The organism is Burkholderia sp. BCC0419 (assembly GCF_902830285.1).
In the GTDB taxonomy this organism is placed as follows: Bacteria; Pseudomonadota; Gammaproteobacteria; order Burkholderiales; family Burkholderiaceae; genus Burkholderia.
The window spans coordinates 51,509-73,237 of the sequence record NZ_CADESR010000011.1 but is presented as its reverse complement, the minus strand read 5'-3'; the positions used below and the strand labels follow the sequence as shown (position 1 = coordinate 73,237).

Annotated in this window: 22 protein-coding genes; 9 read left to right on the top strand and 13 right to left on the bottom strand. The window is 65.8% G+C overall.

The features are described 5' to 3' along the window. Nucleotides 1–232: 232 nt before the first annotated feature. The gene (locus HWW87_RS32150; protein WP_089489919.1) at nucleotides 233–1,984 is read right to left on the bottom strand and encodes an IlvD/Edd family dehydratase; all 1,752 of its coding nucleotides are present in this window, start codon (nucleotides 1,982–1,984) and stop codon (nucleotides 233–235) included. Between the two features lie 114 nt (nucleotides 1,985–2,098). Here HWW87_RS32150 and HWW87_RS32145 point away from each other — a divergent pair, with 114 nt between their 5' ends. Then, nucleotides 2,099–3,049 carry a LysR family transcriptional regulator gene (locus HWW87_RS32145; protein ID WP_175823682.1) on the top strand — a complete coding sequence of 317 codons (951 nt, stop codon included), beginning with the start codon at nucleotides 2,099–2,101 and terminating at the stop codon, nucleotides 3,047–3,049. Between the two features lie 18 nt (nucleotides 3,050–3,067). Here HWW87_RS32145 and HWW87_RS32140 read toward each other — a convergent pair whose 3' ends face one another. After that, nucleotides 3,068–3,544, bottom strand: a complete 477-nt coding sequence (locus tag HWW87_RS32140) for an OsmC family protein (protein ID WP_175823681.1) — start codon at nucleotides 3,542–3,544, stop codon at nucleotides 3,068–3,070. Between the two features lie 130 nt (nucleotides 3,545–3,674). Here HWW87_RS32140 and HWW87_RS32135 point away from each other — a divergent pair, with 130 nt between their 5' ends. After that, entirely contained in the window at nucleotides 3,675–4,316 is a 642-nt protein-coding gene (locus HWW87_RS32135; RefSeq protein WP_175823680.1) for a GntR family transcriptional regulator, read from the top strand. 116 nt (nucleotides 4,317–4,432) lie between these two features. On the opposite strand, the gene HWW87_RS32130 is transcribed toward HWW87_RS32135, so the two are convergent. The 4 genes from HWW87_RS32130 to HWW87_RS32115 all read right to left on the bottom strand — a co-directional run bounded on the left by HWW87_RS32130 (nucleotide 4,433) and on the right by HWW87_RS32115 (nucleotide 8,327). Continuing rightward, a complete protein-coding gene (locus HWW87_RS32130; RefSeq protein WP_175823631.1) occupies nucleotides 4,433–4,615 on the bottom strand; it encodes a hypothetical protein in 183 nt (60 codons plus the stop codon). Next, a complete protein-coding gene (locus tag HWW87_RS32125; protein WP_175823679.1) occupies nucleotides 4,612–6,027 on the bottom strand; it encodes a family 1 glycosylhydrolase in 1,416 nt (471 codons plus the stop codon). Before HWW87_RS32125 ends, HWW87_RS32130 begins: the two co-directional genes overlap by 4 nt. Nucleotides 6,028–6,289: 262 nt before the next feature. Next, nucleotides 6,290–6,997 carry a TetR/AcrR family transcriptional regulator gene (locus HWW87_RS32120; RefSeq protein WP_175823678.1) on the bottom strand — a complete coding sequence of 236 codons (708 nt, stop codon included), beginning with the start codon at nucleotides 6,995–6,997 and terminating at the stop codon, nucleotides 6,290–6,292. Between the two features lie 274 nt (nucleotides 6,998–7,271). After that, nucleotides 7,272–8,327 carry a LacI family DNA-binding transcriptional regulator gene (locus HWW87_RS32115; protein WP_175823677.1) on the bottom strand — a complete coding sequence of 352 codons (1,056 nt, stop codon included), beginning with the start codon at nucleotides 8,325–8,327 and terminating at the stop codon, nucleotides 7,272–7,274. A 189-nt stretch (nucleotides 8,328–8,516) separates the two neighbouring features. Between HWW87_RS32115 and ugpC the strand changes: the two genes are divergently transcribed. The 6 genes from ugpC to HWW87_RS32085 all read left to right on the top strand — a co-directional run bounded on the left by ugpC (nucleotide 8,517) and on the right by HWW87_RS32085 (nucleotide 15,298). Next, nucleotides 8,517–9,674 (top strand): sn-glycerol-3-phosphate ABC transporter ATP-binding protein UgpC, encoded by a 1,158-nt coding sequence (ugpC, locus tag HWW87_RS32110; RefSeq protein ID WP_175823676.1) that lies wholly within the window; start codon nucleotides 8,517–8,519, stop codon nucleotides 9,672–9,674. Nucleotides 9,675–9,682: 8 nt separating this feature from the next. Further along, complete coding sequence (locus HWW87_RS32105) at nucleotides 9,683–11,674, top strand: beta-galactosidase (protein WP_175823675.1); 1,992 nt, start codon at nucleotides 9,683–9,685, stop codon at nucleotides 11,672–11,674. A gap of 63 nt (nucleotides 11,675–11,737) precedes the next feature. Next, nucleotides 11,738–12,997: an extracellular solute-binding protein gene (locus HWW87_RS32100; protein WP_175823674.1), complete on the top strand. Its 1,260-nt coding sequence runs from the start codon at nucleotides 11,738–11,740 to the stop codon at nucleotides 12,995–12,997. Nucleotides 12,998–13,051: 54 nt separating this feature from the next. Beyond that, nucleotides 13,052–13,996: a sugar ABC transporter permease gene (locus tag HWW87_RS32095; RefSeq protein ID WP_175823673.1), complete on the top strand. Its 945-nt coding sequence runs from the start codon at nucleotides 13,052–13,054 to the stop codon at nucleotides 13,994–13,996. 21 nt (nucleotides 13,997–14,017) lie between these two features. Next, nucleotides 14,018–14,869 (top strand): carbohydrate ABC transporter permease, encoded by an 852-nt coding sequence (locus tag HWW87_RS32090; protein ID WP_006482683.1) that lies wholly within the window; start codon nucleotides 14,018–14,020, stop codon nucleotides 14,867–14,869. Between the two features lie 147 nt (nucleotides 14,870–15,016). Beyond that, nucleotides 15,017–15,298: a hypothetical protein gene (locus tag HWW87_RS32085; protein WP_175823672.1), complete on the top strand. Its 282-nt coding sequence runs from the start codon at nucleotides 15,017–15,019 to the stop codon at nucleotides 15,296–15,298. A gap of 43 nt (nucleotides 15,299–15,341) precedes the next feature. Here HWW87_RS32085 and HWW87_RS32080 read toward each other — a convergent pair whose 3' ends face one another. The 4 genes from HWW87_RS32080 to HWW87_RS32065 form a co-directional block, all read right to left on the bottom strand. Next, nucleotides 15,342–16,208: a DMT family transporter gene (locus HWW87_RS32080; RefSeq protein WP_175823671.1), complete on the bottom strand. Its 867-nt coding sequence runs from the start codon at nucleotides 16,206–16,208 to the stop codon at nucleotides 15,342–15,344. Nucleotides 16,209–16,312: 104 nt separating this feature from the next. Then, the gene (locus HWW87_RS32075) at nucleotides 16,313–16,651 is read right to left on the bottom strand and encodes a multidrug efflux SMR transporter (protein WP_175823670.1); all 339 of its coding nucleotides are present in this window, start codon (nucleotides 16,649–16,651) and stop codon (nucleotides 16,313–16,315) included. A 100-nt stretch (nucleotides 16,652–16,751) separates the two neighbouring features. Next, on the bottom strand, nucleotides 16,752–17,048 hold the full coding sequence (locus HWW87_RS32070) for a hypothetical protein (RefSeq protein ID WP_175823669.1): 297 nt from the start codon (nucleotides 17,046–17,048) through the stop codon (nucleotides 16,752–16,754). A gap of 124 nt (nucleotides 17,049–17,172) precedes the next feature. Then, complete coding sequence (locus tag HWW87_RS32065; protein WP_175823668.1) at nucleotides 17,173–17,571, bottom strand: nuclear transport factor 2 family protein; 399 nt, start codon at nucleotides 17,569–17,571, stop codon at nucleotides 17,173–17,175. 82 nt (nucleotides 17,572–17,653) lie between these two features. On the opposite strand from HWW87_RS32065, the gene HWW87_RS32060 reads away from it, so the two are divergent. Next, nucleotides 17,654–18,595, top strand: coding sequence for a LysR substrate-binding domain-containing protein (locus HWW87_RS32060; RefSeq protein WP_175823667.1), 942 nt, complete (start codon nucleotides 17,654–17,656; stop codon nucleotides 18,593–18,595). An 80-nt stretch (nucleotides 18,596–18,675) separates the two neighbouring features. Here the strand turns inward: HWW87_RS32060 and HWW87_RS32055 are convergent, their stop codons facing one another. The 3 genes from HWW87_RS32055 to glcC form a co-directional block, all read right to left on the bottom strand. Continuing rightward, a complete protein-coding gene (locus HWW87_RS32055; RefSeq protein ID WP_175823666.1) occupies nucleotides 18,676–19,059 on the bottom strand; it encodes an ATP-dependent protease in 384 nt (127 codons plus the stop codon). A 172-nt stretch (nucleotides 19,060–19,231) separates the two neighbouring features. Further along, nucleotides 19,232–20,686, bottom strand: coding sequence for a DEAD/DEAH box helicase (locus tag HWW87_RS32050; protein ID WP_175823665.1), 1,455 nt, complete (start codon nucleotides 20,684–20,686; stop codon nucleotides 19,232–19,234). A gap of 61 nt (nucleotides 20,687–20,747) precedes the next feature. Further along, nucleotides 20,748–21,518: a transcriptional regulator GlcC gene (gene glcC, locus HWW87_RS32045; protein WP_174432547.1), complete on the bottom strand. Its 771-nt coding sequence runs from the start codon at nucleotides 21,516–21,518 to the stop codon at nucleotides 20,748–20,750. Nucleotides 21,519–21,729 lie beyond the last annotated feature (211 nt).

Sequence of the window (21,729 nt, the reverse complement as noted above, 5' to 3'; positions counted from 1 at the left end):
GGCCGCCGTTAGCGCTTTAGCGCTTACGGCGGCCCCATGCTTCGCGGTCGGTGTGCGTTAGCGCTTCAGCGCTTACGCACACCCCATGCTTCGCGGTCGGTCGGCGTTGCCGCTTTAGCGCTTACACCGCCCCCATCTCTCGCGCCCGGCCCGCAGCCGGCGCTTCGCCGTGTTTCCCTCAGGCCCCGTCGCGGCCAGCACCTCTGCACGACCACCCGTCACCGCCCGCCGCTCAATGCGAATGGCTCGGCACGTCCGCGCCGCGCATGCCGACCAGGAAGTCGAGGTCGCACCCCTCGTCGGCCTGCAGCACGTGATCGATATACAGCCGCGCATAGCCGCCCTTGCCGAGCTGGCCGGCCACGCCCGGCGCCGCGGTCGGATCGACGTCCGACAGGCGGCGCTGCAGCTCTTCATCCGTAATGTCGAGGTGCAGCGTGCCGGCCTCGCAGTCGAGCTCGATCCAGTCGCCGTTGCGCACGGCCGCGAGCGGCCCGCCGGCCGCGGCTTCCGGCGCGACGTGCAGCACGACCGTGCCATACGCGGTGCCGCTCATCCGCGCATCGGAAATCCGCACCATGTCCTTCACGCCCTGGCGCAGCAACTTCGGCGGCAGCCCCATGTTGCCGACCTCGGCCATGCCCGGATACCCGCGCGGCCCGCAGTTCTTCAGCACCATCACCGAACTGGCGTCGATATCGAGCGCCTCGTCGTTGATCGTCGCCTTGTAGTGGTCGAGGTTCTCGAACACCACCGCGCGGCCGCGATGCTTGAGCAGTTCGGGGCTCGCCGCCGACGGTTTCAGCACCGCGCCGCGCGGCGCGAGATTGCCGCGCAGGATGCAAATCCCGCCGTCCGCGATCAGCGGCCGGTCGAGCGGACGGATGACTTCGTCGTCGTAGTTCGGCGCTTCGCGCACGTTGTCCCACAGCGATTTACCGTTGACCGTCAGCGCATCCGGGTGCGGCAGCAGCCCGCCTTCGCCGAGCCGGCGCAGCACGGCCGGCAGCCCGCCCGCGTAATAGAACTCCTCCATCAGGAAGCGCCCCGACGGCATCAGGTCGACGATCGTCGGCGTGTCGCGGCCGATGCGCATCCAGTCTTCCAGTTCGAGCGGCACGCCGATGCGGCCGGCGATCGCCTTCAGGTGAATCACCGCGTTGGTCGAGCCGCCGATCGCCGCGTTCGCGCGGATCGCGTTCTCGAACGCCGCGCGCGTCAGGATCTTCGACAGCACGAGCCCTTCGAGCGCCATCTCGACGATCCGGATGCCGGACATGTGCGCGAGCACGTAGCGGCGCGAATCGACGGCCGGAATCGCCGCGTTGTGCGGCAGCGCGACGCCGAGCGCCTCGGCCATGCACGCCATCGTCGACGCGGTGCCCATCGTGTTGCAGGTGCCGGCCGAGCGCGACATGCCGGCTTCGGCCGACAGGAAGTGATGCACGTCGATCTCGCCGGCCTTCAGCGCTTCGTGCAGCTGCCACACGGCCGTGCCCGAACCGATGTTCTTGCCTTCGAGCTTGCCGTTCAGCATCGGGCCGCCCGACACGACGATCGCCGGCACGTCGCAGCTTGCCGCGCCCATCAGCAGCGCGGGCGTCGTCTTGTCGCAGCCGGCGAGCAGCACGACCGCGTCGATCGGGTTGCCGCGGATCGCTTCCTCGACGTCCATCGACGCAAGATTGCGCGTGAGCATCGCGGACGGCCGCAGGTTCGATTCGCCGTTCGAGAACACCGGGAACTCGACCGGGAAGCCGCCCGCCTCGGAGATCCCGCGCTTCACGTGCTCGGCGAGCTTGCGGAAGTGCGCGTTGCACGGCGTCAGTTCGGACCACGTGTTGCAGATGCCGATGATCGGCCGGCCGTCGAATTCGTGATCGGGAATGCCCTGATTCTTCATCCAGCTCCGGTACATGAAGCCGTTCTTGTCGTTCGTGCCGAACCATTGGGCGGAGCGCAGCCTGGGTTTTGTTGCCGACATCGTCAGTCCTGTGGTGACGGGATACCGGCGCAGTCTAGGCAGAATTTTGATAACTGGCTAATGACGATTTAGGCGATTACGATATCGATTCCGATATCGATATAAACCCGTACGATGACCGAAGCCAGCCCGTGGGGAAACCGCGCCCGCCTGAAGACGCGCCAGTTGCTGCTGCTCGTCGCGCTCGCCGACGAAGGCAGCATCCACCGCGCGGCGGCCGCGCTGAACATGACGCAGCCGGCCGCGTCGAAGCTGCTGCGCGAACTCGAGGAATCGATCGGCGCGGTGCTGTTCGAGCGCCTGCCGCGCGGGATGCGGCCGACGCTGTACGGCGACGCGCTGATTCGCCACGCGCGCGCGGCGCTCGGCAGCCTCGACCAGGCGCGCGAGGAGCTGGCCGCGCTGAAGGCCGGCCATCTCGGCCACGTGGCGGTGGGGGCGATCACGTCGCCGGGCCTGCGGCTCGTGCCGCCGGCCGTCGCCGCGGTGAAGGGCACGCATGCGGGCCTGCACGTGTCGGTCGAGATCGACACCAGCAACGTGCTGCTCGAACACCTCGCGCAGGAAAAAATCGACATCGTGCTCGGCCGGCTGTCCGCCGAACACGACAAGCTGCGCCTGCGCTACGAGCCGCTGACCGGAGAATCGGTGGCCGCCGTCGTGCGCCCCGGCCACCCGCTGCTCGCGCACGCGCCGCTGTCGCTCGCGGACGTGCAGCGCGCCGCCTGGGTCGTGCCGCCGGCCGGCAGCGTGCTGCGCCACCGCTTCGATCTCGTGTTCCAGCGCGCGAGCCTCGCGCCGCCGGCGAACGTCGTCGAGACGGCCGCACTGCTGTTCATCACGCAATTGATCGAGCAGAGCGACATGATCGCGGTGCTCGCCGAGGACGTCGCGCATTACTACGCGCGGCACGGCATCGTCACGGTGCTGCCGCTGGAGATGGATTGCCGGATGGACGATTTCGGGATCATCACGCGCACCGACCGGCTGCATTCGCCGGCGGTGACGGTGATGGTCGATGCGATTCGGGCGGCGGCAACGGACGTTTACGGCGTCGCGCCGTGACGACGCAGCCGCGGTTACTTACTCCGCAGCAAACTCGATCACCGGTTCGCAGCGGATCGGGAAATTGACCGAGTTCGCGATATAGCACTTCGCGTGCGCGTCGTGATGCAGATGCGCGGCCCGTTCACGATCGTCGCCGGCCTGAATGGTCACCTGCGGACGCAGCACGATTTCGGTGAAGCGCCCCGCTTCGGCGCCGTCGAGCATCGTGCCTTCCGCGTGGTCGACGTAGGCCAGCACGCGAATGCCGGCCTCCGAACACAGGTGCAGATACCAGAGCTTGTGGCATGCCGACGCCGACGCGAGCAGCAGGTCTTCGGGGTTCCAGCGCGCCGCGTCGCCGCGGAACGCCGGGTCCGACGAACCGGGGATATCCGGCTTGGAACCGGCCCGGATCACGTGATCGCGGCCGTACTCGCGATACCCCGACGTGCCGGTGCCGCGATTGCCCGTCCACTCCACTGCGACGCGATACGTGTGTTCGCCCGATGCCATCTCGCTCTCCATTGATGTCGGTGTCTCGACCGGCCCGGACGCCGTTGCGTGACGCCCGCCGGTGGTCGCCATTGTGGCACCGGATTATTGTTTGGTATACCATTATTCCAAAATGACGGAACAGGCAGGCATGGAAGCCAAACTCGACTCCACGGCGGACGCGGTCGCCGCATCGCTGCGCGACATGATCATCAACGGCGAGCTGGCGGCCGGCGAGCGGCTCGTCGAGCGCGATCTGGCCGAGCGGTTCGGCATCAGCCGGATTCCGATGCGCGAGGCGATCCAGCGGCTGGAACGCGAAGGCTTGCTCGATATCTTCAGGAATCGCGGCGCCGTCGTGCGCATGCTGAGCGCGTCGGACGTGCAGGAAATCTACGATCTGCGCGTGCTGCTCGAAGGCGATGCGATCTACCGCAGCGTGAAGCGGCTCGATGACGAAACGCTCGCGCGTGCCGAACTCGTGCATCGGCTGCTCGGCGACGCAACCGTGCCGCGCCGGCAAGGCGAGCTGAACCGCGAATTCCACGCGCTGCTGTATTCGTGCTGCGGCAACGCGCGGCAGTTGAAGTCGATCGCCGAACTGCGCAGCCAGGTCGAACGTTACGAGCGCCTGCAGGCCACGCTGCTCGCGGATACGCCGTCGTTCCAGGTCGAGCACGACGATATCCTCCAGGCGTGCCGCGAACGCAATGCACGCGGCGCCCGCGCGATGACCGTCGCGCATCTCGATTCGGCCCGGCGCATCGTGCTGCGGCTCGTCGACGGCGGCTGAGGCCGGCGCGCGGAGCGTGGGCTTCGCGCACGCCGGCCGGCGCGGCGCTGACGGCGAGATCGCTGTAGCTCAGGTAGAGACGAGGCGGGCCGGCCGTCACGCATGGGAAACGCGCGCTAGCGACGCGCGTCGGGCTGCGGGAACGGGTCATCGAGCGTCGCGGCCGTCAAGCCGATCCGCATCGCGTTGACGTGCAGTACCTCACCGGAACGCAACGCAATCACGCCGCCGCCCTCGTACACGGACCCTGCGCGGGCGAGCCGCTCGACGTCCGGCCTCAGGTTTCGATGCCGTGTCACGCCACCGCGTTCTGCGCGATGCATCGCGCGAAGTACGCGAGGCTTCGTTTCGGTGTGCGAACCTGCGTATCGGTATCGACGTGCACGAGGCCGAACTTCTTCGAAAAACCCTGCCCCCATTCCCAGTTGTCGGTGGCGGACCAGTAGAACAGTCCCTTCAGCCGGACGCCTTGCCGATAGGCGTCGTGTGCCGCGCGCAGATAGCGCGACAGGTAATCGATGCGCGGGCCGTCGTCGACGGCGCCGTCGTGCGGCGCCGGATCGTCGAGCGCAAACCCCGTTTCGGTGACGTAGATGTCCGGCGCGCCGTAGTCGCGATGCAGGCGCAGCAGCATCTCGGTCATCCCGTCCGGCTCGACCTGGAAGTACGCGGTGCGCGGCAGATCGGCCGGCGGCTCGCCCTGTTCGACGCCCAGCGGTACGGACGGATTGGCGCGAACGTAGATGCGCGAGTAGTAGTTCATGCCGAGAAAGTCCGGCTTCGCGGCGATGACGTCCATGTCGCCGGGCCGGACGAGACCGGCGAGCGGGTGCACGAGCGGCTCGGGGTAACCGTGCCCGTACAACGGATCGAGGAACGCGCGATTCCACAGCACGTCGACGAGGCCGGCCGCCTTACGGTCTTCGTCGCGCGACCCGGCCGGGCGGATCGGTTGCAGGTTGATCGTCGTGCCGATCCGCGCGTCATGCAGGTTGGCACGCAGCGCCTGGAATGCGAGGCCCTGCGCCAGATTCTGGTGATGCATCGCGGCGAACACGCCTTCCGGCGAACGCAGCCCCGGCGCATGCACGCCCATCCCGTAGCCGCGCAGCGCGAGGCTGTTGGGCTCGTTCAGCACGATCCAGCGCTTCACGCGGTCGCCGAGCCGACGCGTCACACGGTCCGCGTAATCGGCCAGCCGATAGGCGATGTCGCGTTTCCGGAAATCGCCGGCCCAGACCGGCGTATCCCAGTGAAACAGCGTGGGAAACGGCTCGATGCCGTGCGCCAGCATCGCATCGATCATCCTGTCATAGGTGCCGAGGCCCGCTTCGCTCGGCGCGCCGGGCTCCTGCGGCTGGACGCGCGGCCATGCGATCGAGAAGCGGAATGCGCGAATCCCGGCTGCCGCCATCCATGCGATATCGGCCGGATAGCGCCGCTCGAATTCGGTGCAGCGCACATTCGTCGAGCCGTCGGCGATCGTGCCGGCCCGCTCCGCGAATTCGTCCCAGTTGCTGCGTCCGCGGCCTTCCCGGCTTTCCGTTTGCGCAGCCGATGCCGCGACGCCCCAGACGAAGTCGTCGGCAAAGCGGGCACCGTCATCGCGTGCGAATGCGGGCGCACCGGCAAGGCCGGCCGCGGCTGCGCCGCCGGCGCGCAGGAACAGGCGACGCGCCGGCGAGTGCGGCGTGGAAGTATCGACAGGCATTCGGATCTCCATGTGATGACGGGCCGGCTGCGTCATTTGCGGTGCAGCCCCAGCACGCATGCGCTGCAACATACAAGTAGGCCATATTGCTTGTCAACGACGCGCGTCGAGCGTTGTCTCGAAATGCGGCTTGGGTCCCTGCAATACGTTGCGCACCCGGATCGACCGGTGATCCTGGCGTTGCCGAACCCGTCGCCGCGGAGTGCAGCGCCGTCAGCCGCCCACCGACGGCCAGCGGCCTATGAAAATCGTCAGCGGAATATCAGCGCGAGGCGCGGCGCTTGGCGGTTTTCGCTTTCGCCGCAGCGGGTGGAGGCGTCACGTCCGCGATTTGCCGAAGCGCGATGTCGCGCCAGAGCGCGAACGCGGCGCGCGCGGTGGCCGGCTCGCCGCCGGTCACGACGTCGATGGTGAGCCCCCGGATCATCGACCCGGCCAGCACCTGAAATTGCTTGATCGTCGCAGCGGTCGCGGTGTCGAAATCCGCGACGACATCGTCCATCAATGCGCGAAAGCCCTGGTCGAACGGTTCGAGGACGCGCGCCACCGCGTCGTCGAGTTCCTTGTCGGCGCGCCGCGCCAACTGGATCTCCATGCTGGCGGCGAACAACGACGTACCGATGAGCGCGCCCGCGACGTCGAGCATCCGGTCGATCCGTTCGAGCGGCGTCGTCGCGCCGTGCGATGCGCTTTTGAACTGCGCGAAACGATCGCCGGTGAGCCGCTCCTGCACCGCGGCCATCAGTTCCGCCTTGGTCGGAAACTGGTGCTGCAACGCGCCCATGCTGACGTCGGCTTCGCGCCGGATCGCGAGCGTCGTCGCGCCCGAATAGCCTTCCTTGTGGAGCAACGATATCGCGGCGGCGATGACGCGCTCACGGGTCGCCTGGCTGCGCTCCGCCTGCGTCGGCCGGCGTGTGCGCGCGGGGCCGGAAGTCGTTGCCGCGCCTGTCTTGACGGTTTTCTTCATTCACGTGTTGGGTCGGGTGCCGGAACGGGCGTGGGTCGGCGCGCCTGGCGCGGCCGCCGTTCGACGATGGCGATCGATAACCGGTCGCCGCGCTCGATGCGTCACTGCGCAAAAACGCGCGGCACACACCGCGGACGACGGCATAGGAGAGCGCGGCGCAAGCCGTCGACGGAATCGATCGCGATCGGCGGCGGTCTACGGAGGCGAATTCTACCAACGAACCTCGCACCGGCACATGACTGGCACGTGTTCGATATTCGGCCGGCACGCGGCTTCAGGTACGCGGCGATCGCGCGGCACGGTGCGTGGCGCGGTCGCTGGCCGGCCCGGTCGTGCCGCGCACCGTCAGCGTCGGCAGCGACGCGACCCGCACGCGCGACGCGTCGTCGCCCTGCCCGCCCGCCTCGCGCAGCGTATTGAGCAATTCGACCGCGATGCCGGCCGCTTCGGCGGTCGGGATCGCGACGGTCGTCAGCGTGGGCCGCGTGTCGCGGGCGAGATGAATGTCGGTGATGCCGACGATCGACAGATCGTCGGGCACGCGCCGGCCGCGATCGGCCGCCGCATGCATGGCACCGATCGCCGGCAGGTCGTTGGTCGCGACCAGCGCGGTCAACTGCGGGTGCGCATCGAGCAGCCGGCCGGCCGCGCGCAGGCCGCCTTCGATCGAATCGTGCTCGGCCGCGACGATCGACGCGTCGAGCCCCGCGTCGCGCATCACGTCGACGAAGCCGTCGTAGCGCGCCGCCTGCACGCCGCTCGCCGCGCCGCCGACGATCACGCCGATTTTCTCGTGACCGAGTTCGAGCAGATGCCGCGTCGCGATCCGTCCCGCCTCGCGGAAATCGATCGCCACGCACGGCAGCCCGTCGGGCGGCGCCTCGGGCCGCTCCCACAGGCACAGCACGACCGGCACGCCGCGCCGCGCGACGTCGAGCAGATCCGGCAGGTGCAGGTTCGCATTGGTCACGAGAATCCCCTCGGAGATCGTGCCGGCGATCTGGTCGAGATACGCGCGCCCCTGCAACGGATCTTCGTTCGTATTGCAGACGATCAGGAACTGCCCGTTGCGGCGCACCGCACGCTCGACCGCCAGCGCGAACTCCGGATAGAACGGGTTCGCGATGCTCGACACCATCAGCGCGACCGTCGGCGCACGCCCTTCCGCCAGCGCCCGCGCAGCGAGATGCGGCCGATACCCGAGCGCGTCGACCGCTTCGAGCACCCGCGCCCGCGTCGCGTCGCCCACCCGGCCGCGGTCGCGCAGCACGTTCGATACCGTCGCGGCCGTCACGCCGGCGCGGCGCGCCACTTCATCCAGAGTTGCCATCGCTTGCTCACTATATGAGACGTCGATCCAGTATTTGCTTCGCTCACCGAAGCGGCGCACTATCGCCGCACACCTTGCCGCCCGTCCGACGGGCGCGACTCGGCCGCGATCGCATCGCCCCTTTTTTTGATCGCGATGATTAAGCGCTTAATCAAGCAGTATGGCGCATTAAAACATGGAGCGGAGACAATGGCGAGCATCTCGATGCGACGCGTGCAGAAAGCCTACGGCGAGCACGCGCCGGTCATTCGCGACGTCGATCTGGAGATCGGCGCGCACGAGTTCTGCGTGTTTCTCGGGCCGTCCGGATGCGGGAAATCGACGCTGTTGCGCATGATCGCCGGGCTCGAGGATCTGAGCGCGGGCGAGCTGTCGATCGACGGCCGCCGCGTCGACGACGTGCCGGCAGCCGAGCGCGGCGTCGCGATGGTGTTCCAGAGCTACGCGCTGTTTCCGCACATGACGGTGTACGAGAACATGGCGTTCGGGCTGAAGCTCGCGCGCGTGCCGAAGGCCGAGATCGACCGGAAGGTGCGCGACGCCGCGCGCATCCTGCAGCTCGACACGCTGCTCGAACGCAAGCCGAAGGCGCTGTCGGGCGGCCAGCGGCAGCGCGTCGCGATCGGCCGCGCGATCGTGCGCGAGCCCGGCGTGTTCCTGTTCGACGAACCGCTGTCGAATCTCGACGCGGCCTTGCGCGGCCAGACCCGCATCGAGATCGCGCGGCTGCACCGGCAGTTCGAACGCGCGAGCGTCGTCTACGTGACGCACGACCAGACCGAGGCGATGACGCTCGCCGACAAGATCGTGCTGCTGCACGCCGGCGCGGATACCGCGCAGCACGGCAGCATCGCGCAGGTCGGCGCGCCGCTCGACCTCTACCACCACCCGGCCAGCCGCTTCGTCGCGGGCTTCATCGGCTCGCCGCGCATGAACTTCCTGCCGGCCGTCGCGACCGCGTGCGACGCGCATCGCACGACCGTCACGCTCGTGCCGTCCGGCGAAACCTTCGTGCTGCCGCGCGACGGCTCGGCGCTGGGCGCCGGCGCCGCCGTGACGCTCGGCATCCGCCCCGAACACCTGACGCTCGGCGCCGCGCCCGACGCGACGACGCTCGCGCGCGACGTCGCGCTCGTCGAACGCCTGGGCGAGCAGACCTACGTGCACCTCGATCCGTCCGGCCAGCCCAACGCGACACCGCTGATCGCGAAGGTGCCCGGCGACGCGCAGGTGCGCACCGGCGAACGCGTGCACGTGCACGCGCCGGCCGCGGCCTGCCATCTGTTCACCGAAGACGGCCGCGCGGTGCCCGCGTGCGCCGACGTCCACGTTCACCACTACGCATAAGGATCGGCATGCGCCTCGGAGTCTGCTACTACCCGGAACACTGGCCGGAATCGATGTGGGCCGACGACGCCCACCGGATGAAAGCGCTCGGCATCGAGCAGGTGCGGATCGCCGAATTCGCGTGGAGCCGCATCGAGCCGTCACCGGGCGAATATGACTGGGGCTGGCTCGACCGTGCGGTCGACGTGCTCGGCGCGGCCGGCCTCGAGATCGTGATGTGCACGCCGACCGCCACGCCGCCGAAATGGCTGGTCGACCGTCATCCCGACATCCTCGCGATCGGCGCGGACGGCCGCCCGCGCGCGTTCGGCTCACGCCGCCACTACGATTTCTCGTCGCCGACCTATCTCGAAGCGTCGCGCCAGATCTGCACGGCGGTCGCCGAACGCTACGGCCGCCACCCGGCCGTGCGCTACTGGCAGACCGACAACGAGCTGGGCTGCCACCAGACCGTCGTCAGCTACTCGCCGGCCGCGCTCGTACGCTTCCGCGAATGGCTGAAAGCGCGCTACGGCACGATCGACGCGCTGAACCGCGCGTGGGGCACCGTGTTCTGGAGCATGGAGTATCGCCATTTCGACGAAGTGGACGCGCCCGTGGGCACCGTGACCGAAGCCCATCCGTCGCATCGCCTCGACTACCGGCGCTTCGCGTCCGACGAGCTCGCGCGCTATCACCGGATGCAGGTCGACGTGATCCGCGCGCACTCGCCGGGCCGGCCGGTCGCGCACAACTTCATGCAACTGTTCACCGAATTCGATCACTATGAAGTCGCGCGCGACCTCGACGTCGCGACGTGGGACAGCTACCCGCTCGGCGCGCTCGAGGAGCTGTGGTTCGCGCCCGACGTGAAGGCGCGCTGGCTGCGCACCGGCCATCCCGATTTCGCATCGTTCAATCACGACCTGTACCGCGGCATGTCGAAGCTGCCGTTCTGGGTGATGGAACAGCAGCCGGGCCCCGTGAACTGGGCGCACTGGAACCCCGCGCCGCTGCCGGGCATGGTGCGGCTGTGGAGCTGGGAAGCGTTCGCGCACGGCGCCGGCTGCGTGTCGTACTTCCGCTGGCGACAGGCGCCGTTCGCGCAGGAACAGATGCACGCGGGCCTGCACACGCCCGACGACAAGCTCGACGAAGGCGGCCGCGAAGCGCAGCGCGTCGCGCGCGAGATCGCGGCCGTGCACGACGTCGGCGCGGACGCGGACGCAGACGGCCCGGTGCGCGCGCCGGTCGCGCTGGTCTTCGACTACGAGGCGAAGTGGCTGTTCGAAGTGCAGCCGCAGGGCGCCGATTTCCACTACCCGCGTTTCGCGTTCGAGTACTACTCGGCGCTGCGCTCGCTCGGCCTCGATGTCGACATCGTGTCGGCGCACGCGCCGCTCGACGGCTACCGCCTCGTGGTCGTGCCGCCGATGCCGGTCGTGCCCGACGATTTCGCGTCACGGCTCGCCGCATCGGGTGCGCACGCGGTGTTCGGGCCGCGCACCGGCTCGAAGACCGCCGACCTGCAGATTCCGCCGGCGCTGCCGCCCGGCCCGCTCGCGTCGATCCTGCCGGTACGCGTGTGGCGCGTCGAATCGCTGCGGCCGAACGTGACGGAGCGGATCGACGGCACGCTGCGCGACGGTTCGCCGCTCGCGGGCGAAGCGCGTCACTGGCGCGATCTCGTCGAGCTGAACGACGACACGCGCAGCGTCGTGCACGCGCGCTTCGCCGATGGTCATCCGGCCTGCGTGTCGCACGGCGCGCTGCACTACTGGGCCGCGCTGTTCGACGAGGCGACCACCACGCGCCTGTTCGCCGATGTCGCGGCCGAAGCGGGCCTCACGCCGACGCCGCTCGGCGACGCCGTGCGCGTGAGCCGGCGCGGCGGCCTGACCTACGTATTCAACTACGCGCGCACACCGTACACGATCGACGCGGTGCCGCCGTCCGCGTTCGTGTTCGGCGCCGCGCAGGTCGAGCCGCAAGGCGTCGCCGTGTATCGAAGCCGTTCGTAGCAACCGCCCCCGGCGCCATGACGCGCCGGTCATGCACAACGACACACAGGACTGGAGACACTCATGACCCATCGCCCCCTTCGCATCGCCGCCCGGCTTGCGACCGCCGCCGCGATCGCGTTCGCCTCGTTCGGCGCCGCGGCGCCCGCCGATGCCGGCACGCTGACGATCAACATCGCGTTCAAGGGCGCGAGCCAGCGCGCGGTGTGGCAGTCGACGATCGAAGCGTTCCACAAGGCGCATCCCGACATCGACGTGAAGCCGACCTTCGTCGACGAGGAAGCGTACAAGGTACAGCTCCCCGCATGGCTCACGACCGTCGCGCCGGACGTCGTGAACTGGCACGCGGGCGAGCGGATGGCGTACTACGCGAAGCGCGGGCTGTTCGAGGACCTGAGCGCCGACTGGGCGAAGAACGGCTGGGATGCGATGTATGCGTCGACGCGCAGCGCGTCGTCCTATAACGGCAAGCAGTACGCGGCGCCGACCGTCTACTACTCGTGGGGGCTGTTCTACCGCAAGGACCTGTTCCGCAAGGTCGGCATCGCCGACGAGCCGAAGACCTGGGAGCAGTTTCTCGATGCGTGCAAGAAGCTGAAGGCCGCCGGCATCACGCCGGTCGCGATCGGCGGCCGCGACGCGTGGACGCTCGCCGGCTGGTTCGACTATCTCGACCTGCGCCTGAACGGCAACGCATTCCACCAGCAGCTGATGGCCGGCGACGTGCCGTACACCGACCCGCGCGTGAAGAAGGTCTACACGACGTGGAAATCGCTGATCGACTCGGGCTACTTCATCGACAACGCACTGTCCTACGATCTCGACGGCGCGCAGCCGTTCCTGTTCCAGGGCAAGGCCGCGATGATGCTGATGGGCACCTTCATCGCGGCGGGCTTCCCGCCGAACGTGAAGCCCGAAATGGGCTACTACCGCTTCCCGATCATCGACCCGAAGGTGCCGACCGCCGAGGACGGCCCGGTCGAATCGCTGCACATCCCGACCAAGGCGAAGAACAAGGCCGACGCACACACGTTCCTCGCGTTCGTCGAAACGCCGGAGATCGGCGCGAAGCTCGCCGAAGGGCTCGGCTCGCTGTCGGCCAACAGCAAGTCGCCGGAGCCGGCCGATCCGATCTCGCGCATCGGCTTCCGGATCCTCGCCGACACGAAGGGCGGCGTCGCGCAGTTCTACGATCGCGACATGACCAAGGAAATGGCCGACGAAGGGATGAAGGGCATGCAGCAGTTCCTCGCGAATCCCGCGCAGCTCGATACGGTGCTCGCGCAGCTCGAACAGACCCGCAAGCGGATCTACAAGAAGTGACCGCGTGACCCAACCGGCGGCCGCGCGCCGCCGTGTCCGTTCAGGAGGCTTGCCGTGTCCAGTCCGATCACGTCCCCCCCGCCCGCCGGCACCGCGCCGCCGCCGCGCGGCCCGTCCGCCACCGCGTTGCCCGCGCGCCGCCCGTCGCCCGCCGTGCGGCGGCAACGGCGCGCCGCGTGGCTCTTTCTCGCGCCGGCCTGCGCGATGGTTGCCGTCTATGTGATCTGGCCGATCCTGTCGACGCTGTGGCTGAGCCTGTACAACTGGGACGGGATGACCGAGCGCACCTTCGTCGGTCTCGCGAACTACGCGGAGCTGCTGCATGCGCCGACGTTCTACACGGCGCTGCGCAACAACGTGATCTGGCTCGTGCTGTTCATGCTCGCGCCGCCGCTCGGCCTCGCGCTCGCGCTGTACCTGAACCAGGCGGTCGGCGGCATCCGGCTCGTGAAGTCGCTGTTCTTCGCGCCGTTCGTGCTGTCGGGCGTGGTCGTCGGGCTGATCTTCTCGTGGTTCTACGATCCGACCTTCGGACTGCTCGCGCTCATCGCCGGGCACGGCATCCCGGTGCTCGGCGATGCGCGCTACGCGACCTTCGGCATCGTGTTCGCCGCGCTGTGGCCGCAGACGGCGTACTGCATGATCCTGTACCTGACCGGCCTCACGTCGGTCAACCCGGAACAGATCGAAGCCGCGCGGATGGAAGGCGCGCGCGGCTTCGCGCTGCTGTGGCACGTCGTGCTGCCGCAACTGCGGCCGACCACCTTCATGGCGATCGTCGTCACCGTGATCGGCGCGCTGCGCAGCTTCGACCTGATCTCGGTGATGACGGGCGGCGGCCCGTTCGAAAGCTCGACCGTGCTCGCGTATTACATGTACGACCAGGCGATCAAGTACTACCGGCTCGGCTATTCCGCGTCGATCGCGGTCGTGCTGTTCGCGATCATGCTCGTCTACATCGCGTTCCAGTTGCGCCGCATGCTGCGCAACGAACAGTGACCTTTCGGGAGTTCACTCATCATGTTTCCGACACCCGTTGCCCACTGGAAGCCGGTATCGCGCCGGCTGTACAAGCTGTCGCTGCCGGTCGCGCTCGTGATCTGGCTGCTGCCGATGATCGCGGTGTTCGTCACGTCGGTGCGCTCGACCGAGGAGCTGGTCGAAGGCCACTACTGGGGCTGGCCGCGCCGCTTCGCGATGATCGAGAACTATCGTGATGCGCTGACCACGTCGCCGATGCTGCATTACTTCTGGAACAGCGTGCAGATCACGGTGCCGTCGGTCATCGGCTCGATCGCGCTCGCGGCGATGGCCGGCTTCGCACTCGCGACCTACCGGTTTCGCGGCAATACCGCGCTGTTCGGCACGTTCGTCGCCGGCAACTTCGTGCCGGTGCAGGTGCTGATGATTCCGGTGCGCGACCTGTCGCTGCGGCTCGGCGTGTTCAATACCGTCGAAGCGCTGATCCTGTTTCACGTTGCGTTCCAGACGGGGTTCTGCACGCTGTTCCTGCGCAACTTCATCAAGCAGTTGCCGTTCGAGCTGATCGAGGCGGCGCGCATCGAAGGCGCGGGTGAATGGACGGTGTTCTGGCGAATCGTGCTGCCGCTGATCCGGCCGGCGCTGGCCGCGCTCGCGATTCTCGTGTTCACGTTCGTGTGGAACGACTACTTCTGGGCGCTGTGTCTCACGCAAGGCGACGAGGCAGCGCCGATCACGGCGGGTGTCGCGGCGTTGAAGGGGCAATGGACGACGTCGTGGAATCTTGTCTCGGCCGGGTCGATTCTCGCCGCGCTGCCGTCGGTCGCGATGTTCTTCGCGATGCAGAAGCATTTCGTCGCGGGGCTCACGTTCGGCGCGACGAAAGGCTGAACGCGTGCCGGCTGCGTTTTCGTATCTCCCCCTCCGCATCGTGAGGTTGCCCGCTTCGGCGGGCTTTTTTTATGCTTTGCGGGGGTGGGTGGATGGCGGTTGGCGACGGCGGCACCCTTGGCTTTTCTGCGGATCCAAGGCGAACGTATGAAACTGGGGATAGACGGGTGCGGTCCGGCCGACGAAGCAGAACTCTTGCTTGTCGCGAAAGCCCACAGTCCCCGCCAACTGCTGGAGCGCATGAAAATCATCCTGCATCCCCGGCCCAATCGAGACGATCGCGAACCCTCGGTCGACAATCTGGCTAGCTCACTCCTGCCAAGGCGCCGTGTTGTCGAGCCTTCGGTCAATCACGATAAGCTCACTGGATTCTTTCTGGACTTGATCGAAAGCAGCGCGCATGAGTTTCTCCACAAAATAAAAGGTTGAAGGGACACGCACAAGCACCGATTGCCTCTCCGCAATCGGGACATCAATTCGTGACCACGCGCAAGCGAGGGTGATACTCCGTGACGATCATCGCGACGATGATGAGCGCTGCGCCGGCGAAGTTCACGGGACTCAGGCGATCACCGCCGAGGACGTATCCGAAGAGCCCGCCGAAAACAGGCTCCAGCACAAGAATCAGCGCGATTCGACTTGGTGCGGATTCGACCTGTGCACGGGTCTGCACGAAGTAGCCGATCGCGGTTCCCCCGATTCCAACGATGATCGCCGTCCAGATGGGCTGAGGTGAGGTAGGAACTGAGAACTCGCGGAATGCCAGCGACCACAACAGCGACAGGACGCCTACGACCAATACCTGGATGAATGCAAGCAGTTCGACGTCGGCCCCCTTGCTTCGCTTAGATAGGACTACGATGTGCAGCGCCGTGAAAACTGCACACCCAAGGACAAGTGCATCACCGACGTGTATCGAAAGGTCCCGCATCGTCAACATGGCAAGACCGGCGGCGGCAATCGCCGCGCCGATCATCTGTTGCCGGCTCGGCCGAATCTTGAGCATCCAGTAGCCAAATGCCGGAGCGAATATGACCGCGAGCCCCGTAATGAAGCTCGCGTTCGATGCAGTCGTGTAAACGATGCCGGCTGTCTGGAGCGCGAATGCGATGAAAAGGACAACGCCGGGCAATATGGCACGCCGCACCGCGCGCCATTCGACGTGTCGCCAGCGGCGCATCAATACGATGAACATCGCCGCTGCGCCGATCAGGAAGCGATATGCGTTGAACGTCGATGCACTGACGAACCCTAGAGATTGATGGATTGCGACAAATGACCAGCCCCAGAGTATGGTCACGCAAACAAGCGCGAATGCCCAAATATTCTCAGACTTCATCTCATATCCCGGTATGAAAATTTATAAACGATTTACCATCGCGAATAAAATAAATACTTTCGCGGCTTCGCCAAGTATCGGCTCAGACGAGGAGAGAGATATTGCTATGGAGGGCCATCACCAAGATTCAGCAGAACGAGGCTACCTGCAGCCATTGCGAGGCCACAGAGCTTCAATACCGAAACAGACTCGCCGAAGAGCAATATTCCGAGTCCGGCGGTGATGGCTGTACTGGCGCCAGCCCACGCGGCGTAGGCAAGACCCACCTCGACGTTTAATGTCGTAATGGACATGAGCCAAACGGCACCAGCGTAGCAAACGACGGTGAAGACTGAAGAGGAAAGGTTGGTGAATCCAGACGAGAACTTGAGACCAATGGTGCCGAATACTTCGGCAATCACACTCAGTCCGAGGACAAACCAGGCAAATCGGCTCGAAGTCACGACACACCTCGCCATCTGCGTCGCTTATACCGAACGATGCAGGGGAGGGGTGGATTCAGCGGTACCCGGTAGACGCCAGATTAATACAAGCCTCGATGGTCTACAAGAGGCGGGCAGCCGCCTGAATGAATTGATTGTTTCTATCGATAGCGTCGGCGTAAAAAAGACGACCCATGATTAGAAAGGGTTTTGAAAAACCAGATAACGCCGCCAACGACCGCTGACAGGCAACTTCCGCCACCTGCCATATTGCCTTCACATGTGGACCTGGATCGTCGAGAATGCGGACCGCTTCCGAGAAGCGAGGCAGAATTTCGATAGACAGCACCGCGACACAGACTCGTAGCTTGCCGGGGTCTCGACGCGCTTGGCACTTGCGCGCGACTTTGATTGACATCGCTCGTCGAGATATATTTCGATATACTGAAAAATCATCAGAAGCAGCATCCGCCGCAGTTTTACGTCATGCGGAGCAGCCCTGCGCAAACGCCAGCCTTCGGTATCGAGCGACATCGATTCAGTTACGCGTACTTGTCGCCGACCGTACTGCGAATCGGATGGGTGTCGTAGACGATGATCATCCGTTCGATGAGCCCCGCAATGTCGAACTCGAACACGTCGACGCACTCGAAGCGCGCCACCGAACCGTCTTTCAAGGCCCAGTCGTAGATGAAGTAGCCTGTCGCACGTCGAGCCCCACTCGTGCTGACGCAGATATCGATCGGTGTAATCCTGCTTTCTCCCGACGCGGCAGCGACCTTCGAAAAGAACGGCTCAGGGTGCATCCAGCCGAGAAATGGCGAGAAAATCTGCGCGTCCGGCGTAAATAGCGCGCAGATGGCGCCGACATCGCCTCGCTCCAGTTCCCGAAGGTAAGCGCGAACCTGTTGCGTATATAGTGATCCCGACGTTGAGTCCAAAATTATCCTCCGATCATTCGTTGACCACCCCGTTCATTCGCAAGAACAGGGCATCCGGTAGACGCACGATAGCGACGCACCGATGACCGAACAATCGAAAAATTTGCAACCCGGGTATGCGGCGCATGCATATCCGCTGGCTGACCTGACGCGGCCCCTTCCACCGTTGGCGGCGATTCAGTCATTCGTCGCTGCGGCGCAGCTCGGCAGCGTCAGCAAGGCTGCGGATCATCTATGCCGTACGCAAGGCGCGGTGAGCCGCCAGATACAGCAGTTGGAAACGCATTATCGATGCGCCCTCTTTGTGCGCCATGTATCGGGCCTGACGTTGACAGCAGAAGGAAATGCACTGCTGACGGTCGCGATCAACGTGCTCACGCAATTGGTTCAGCACGCGGACCTCCATGCACGGGCAACCTCGGTTCTCACGTTGAAATTGCCGTCCACGTTCGCCATTCGCTGGTTGCTCCCGCGGCTGCCGGACATTCATCGCGCCATGAGCGGCACGGAGCTTCGTATCTCGACATCCGCGGACGATACGCCGGATTTCACGACGTCCGACGTCGATGCCATCGTCGTGCGAGGCACCGGACAGTGGACCGGTATGGAAGCGGTACCGCTCTTTTCCGAGAGGCTCGCGCCGATGTGCGCGCCCGCACTGGCGACATCACTGCGATCCGTAGCCGACCTTGCGCAAGTCGATTTGCTCCATCCCGGGCCCAGTCACGCGGAGTGGAGATGCTGGCTTGAGCATGTCGGGGCACGCCAGATCGACGCGGAACGTGGACTCGTATTCGATACCCTCGAATTGACGCTCGCGGCATCGATGGAAGGACACGGCATTGCAATCGGCGACCCGCGAATGGCGAGAGACCGACTCCAAGCCGGATCGCTGGTGACACCGTTCGAGAGTGTGGCTCAAGACGGCCTTTCCTACTTCCTCGTCTATCCGCCCCAACGTGCGGCACAACCGAAAATTCGAGCCCTCGCCGATATCTTGCTACGCCTTGCGCGAGAAGATTGATGGATAGGCGAGCGTCCGGTCCGTGGGTGGGGCCGACCTTCAAATGGCGCGCCCACCGTACCGGCGAATGACAGGCCCGGTCAGAGATCTCCGCGCACTTCACCGGTTCCCAGCGCATTCCGCTGCCGGTTGACTTCCGCCCAGAGCGCATCGCTGTCGTCGTCGCGCAGCACGACCATCCAGTCCAGTTGATCGTCGGTCACGCCGAAGTACTCCAGAATTTCCCGCCGAACCGCATCGACGAACTGCGCGTATTCCGGGGTTGCCTGGGCCCGCGCGTGCAAGGCGTCGTATTCTGCATCGTCCGCGCCGCCGCCGTGCTCGTCGATATAGCGCGAGATCCACTGGTCTCGTTCGTGGTCGTAATCGGCCTCGGCGCGCATTGCTTGCACGGCCGTGTAGAAATCCAGTTGGGCAAACGCGGCGATCGCCGCCGTTGTCGCCTCGTCGAATGTCGTCGTCATTCCATCTCTCACTTCAGTCATTGCACATCATCGGTCACGCCGCGAAGCCCCTATCGCGGGCGGTTTCAGGTCGTTAGCGAGAAAACCGGCGGTCCTGTTCCGAACCACCCGTATTCGTTCACTGCATCGGACGGGTCAATCGTATCGGGCACGTTGAAAGGGAAGGATTCAGCTACCTGGACGGTTTGCCAGGCTTGCCACGACCACCAGCAGATTTGCCAGCAGCCTTCCCCGCAGCCGGCTTGCCGGCCGGTTTGCTGCGCGGCTTCTGCGCGCTGAATGGGCTACCGATGGTGTAGTCCGGGCCTTTACCGGCACCCGTGGCCGCCGCATGCTGCGCCCCAGGCTTGCGCTTGCCTTCGCCACCTTGCGTATGCGGCTTCTTGCCCGGCGCCTGCTTGCCGACCGGCGCAGCTTGCGGCACCTTCGGCTTCTTCGGCTTTTTCGGTTTCTTGATGATCTGTCCCGTCGCGCTGGTTTCCGGCACGCGGTGTTCGGCTTCGAAACCCGGCTCTTCTTCACGCCGCAGCGTCTGCCGGATCAGCGCTTCGATCGCGGCCAGTTGCGGCGCTTCATCGGCGCACACGAGGGACACCGCCACACCGCTGGCGCCCGCGCGGCCGGTACGGCCGATACGGTGCACGTAGTCTTGCGCGACGATCGGCAGATCGACGTTGATCACCAGCGGCAGATCGTCGATATCCAGCCCGCGCGCCGCGACGTCGGTGGCGACCAGCATCTGTACTTCACCCGTCTTGAAGCGCTCCAGCGCACGCAGGCGCGCGGGTTGCGGCTTGTCGCCGTGGATCGTATCGACCGCATAGCCGGCTTTCTCCAGCATGACCGCCAGATAATCGACGCCATTGCGGGTCTTGACGAATACCAGCGCGTGCTCCCACTTGTTTTGGGCCACCAGGTGCATGAAGAGGTCGGGCTTGTTCCGCTTGTCGACCGGCACCACCCATTGCTTGATCTTGCTCGCCGTGGCGTTGGGTGGGCTGACGCTGATATCGACCGGGCTGCGCAGAATGCCGGCCGCCATCGTGCGGATTTCGTCGGAGAACGTGGCCGAGAACAGCAGCGTCTGGCGCTTGGCGGGCAACGCGGCAAAGACCGCGTCGAGTTCGCGCGCGAAGCCGAGATCGAGCATGCGGTCGGCTTCATCCAGCACCAGCGTCTGGACCTGATCGAACTGCACGGCGTTCTGGCGATTGAGGTCGAGCAAGCGGCCCGGCGTGGCAACGAGCACGTCGACGCCCTTGCGCAACTTCATCATCTGAGGATTGATGCTCACCCCGCCGTAGGCGGCCAGAAATCGCAGATCGAGGCCTTTGCCGTATTCGACGAAGCTTTGCAGCACCTGTTCGGCCAGTTCGCGCGTGGGCACCAGCACCAGTACGCGCGCACGGTTGCTGGACACCGCCGGGCCGTGCTGCACGAGCCGTTGCAACAGCGGCAGCGCAAAGCCGGCCGTCTTGCCGGTGCCGGTCTGTGCGGCGGCCATGACGTCCTTGCCGCCGAGCACGACGGGAATCGCCTTGGCCTGCACCGGCGTGGGGGTCTGGTAATTGAGGCCCTGCAGATTACGCAGCAACGGCTCGATCAGGCCAAGCGAGGCAAAAGACATGGATGTATTCCGGGCGAAAACCGCAATTCTAGCGGTTACTGCGCCGGCCAAGCCCGCCCGCTCACGTCCACCCTTCGAGCCGCAACGTCGAACGCACGAGCCGCTGTTCCTCCTGCTCGATCTCGCGCAGATAGTCTACGCACTGACGGATATGTTCGCTCGCGGCCTTGCGCGCCTGATCGGGCAGTCGTCCCGTGACCGCGTTGTAGAGCCGCGCATGCTGGCGATCGATCTGCTTCTTCAGCGGTTCGCGGTGATAGAGGTTGTTCACCGACGCGAACACCGAACTGAGCAGCAGGTCGGTCAGCGACTGCAGCGTATTGACGAGCACGGGGTTGTGCGACGCCTCGCAGATCGCGAGATGAAACGCGTGGTCGAGCTTCGCGCGCGCGGCGGGGTCGAGATCCTGCGCGTCGGCCGCCGTCATTTCCTCATAGCGGCGCCGGATCAGGATGAAATCGGCCGGCGTGCCGCGCAGCGCCGCGAGCCGGGCGGCCTCGGCCTCGAGCATCCCGCGCACCTCGAACAGGTCGTACAGCGTGCGCGGCTGCGAGCCGAGCAGATGCATCATCGGCGTGATTGCGCGCTGCGGGGTCAGGCTCGCGACGAACGACCCCTTGCCGTGCGCGGTGTCGATGATCCCGCGCGCGTGCAGCAGCTTCATGCCTTCGCGCACGGCCGTGCGCGACACGCCGAGCTTCTCGGTCAGCCGCCGTTCCGACGGCAGCGCCTGCCCGGCCTTCAGCACGCCGTCGACGATCAACTGCTCGATCCGCTCGGCGACGACGTCGGCCACGCGCCGCGCCGGCCTTTCTCGATCCTGCATTTCCATACTGGTATGACCACTTTGGACGGATGACGTCGATTTTCGCACAAAGGCTTGTTGCTATTGGGTTTTATCGATCTGCAAAGAAAGCAGTATCAATGGCGTCACAAAAACTGGTATGACCACCTTCGACACGTCTGGACAGGCCCGCACGACCCGCCAAGAATGCCTTCCATCCGGCGTGCCGCGCGTCGCGCGGCCGCCCGCATGGTGGAGA

What these genes read in the sequence shown, in the direction of transcription:
- HWW87_RS32085 (WP_175823672.1), top strand. Translation starts at nt 15,017, where the DNA reads ATGAAACTGGGGATAGACGGGTGCGGTCCGGCCGACGAAGCAGAACTC.
- HWW87_RS32140 (WP_175823681.1), bottom strand. Translation starts at nt 3,544, where the DNA reads ATGGCATCGGGCGAACACACGTATCGCGTCGCAGTGGAGTGGACGGGC.
- HWW87_RS32055 (WP_175823666.1), bottom strand. Translation starts at nt 19,059, where the DNA reads ATGACGACGACATTCGACGAGGCGACAACGGCGGCGATCGCCGCGTTT.
- HWW87_RS32125 (WP_175823679.1), bottom strand. Translation starts at nt 6,027, where the DNA reads ATGCCTGTCGATACTTCCACGCCGCACTCGCCGGCGCGTCGCCTGTTC.
- HWW87_RS32070 (WP_175823669.1), bottom strand. Translation starts at nt 17,048, where the DNA reads ATGTCAATCAAAGTCGCGCGCAAGTGCCAAGCGCGTCGAGACCCCGGC.
- HWW87_RS32100 (WP_175823674.1), top strand. Translation starts at nt 11,738, where the DNA reads ATGACCCATCGCCCCCTTCGCATCGCCGCCCGGCTTGCGACCGCCGCC.
- HWW87_RS32115 (WP_175823677.1), bottom strand. Translation starts at nt 8,327, where the DNA reads ATGGCAACTCTGGATGAAGTGGCGCGCCGCGCCGGCGTGACGGCCGCG.
- HWW87_RS32105 (WP_175823675.1), top strand. Translation starts at nt 9,683, where the DNA reads ATGCGCCTCGGAGTCTGCTACTACCCGGAACACTGGCCGGAATCGATG.
- HWW87_RS32090 (WP_006482683.1), top strand. Translation starts at nt 14,018, where the DNA reads ATGTTTCCGACACCCGTTGCCCACTGGAAGCCGGTATCGCGCCGGCTG.
- HWW87_RS32060 (WP_175823667.1), top strand. Translation starts at nt 17,654, where the DNA reads ATGACCGAACAATCGAAAAATTTGCAACCCGGGTATGCGGCGCATGCA.
- HWW87_RS32120 (WP_175823678.1), bottom strand. Translation starts at nt 6,997, where the DNA reads ATGAAGAAAACCGTCAAGACAGGCGCGGCAACGACTTCCGGCCCCGCG.
- HWW87_RS32150 (WP_089489919.1), bottom strand. Translation starts at nt 1,984, where the DNA reads ATGTCGGCAACAAAACCCAGGCTGCGCTCCGCCCAATGGTTCGGCACG.
- HWW87_RS32080 (WP_175823671.1), bottom strand. Translation starts at nt 16,208, where the DNA reads ATGAAGTCTGAGAATATTTGGGCATTCGCGCTTGTTTGCGTGACCATA.
- HWW87_RS32050 (WP_175823665.1), bottom strand. Translation starts at nt 20,686, where the DNA reads ATGTCTTTTGCCTCGCTTGGCCTGATCGAGCCGTTGCTGCGTAATCTG.
- HWW87_RS32135 (WP_175823680.1), top strand. Translation starts at nt 3,675, where the DNA reads ATGGAAGCCAAACTCGACTCCACGGCGGACGCGGTCGCCGCATCGCTG.
- ugpC (WP_175823676.1), top strand. Translation starts at nt 8,517, where the DNA reads ATGGCGAGCATCTCGATGCGACGCGTGCAGAAAGCCTACGGCGAGCAC.
- HWW87_RS32145 (WP_175823682.1), top strand. Translation starts at nt 2,099, where the DNA reads ATGACCGAAGCCAGCCCGTGGGGAAACCGCGCCCGCCTGAAGACGCGC.
- glcC (WP_174432547.1), bottom strand. Translation starts at nt 21,518, where the DNA reads ATGGAAATGCAGGATCGAGAAAGGCCGGCGCGGCGCGTGGCCGACGTC.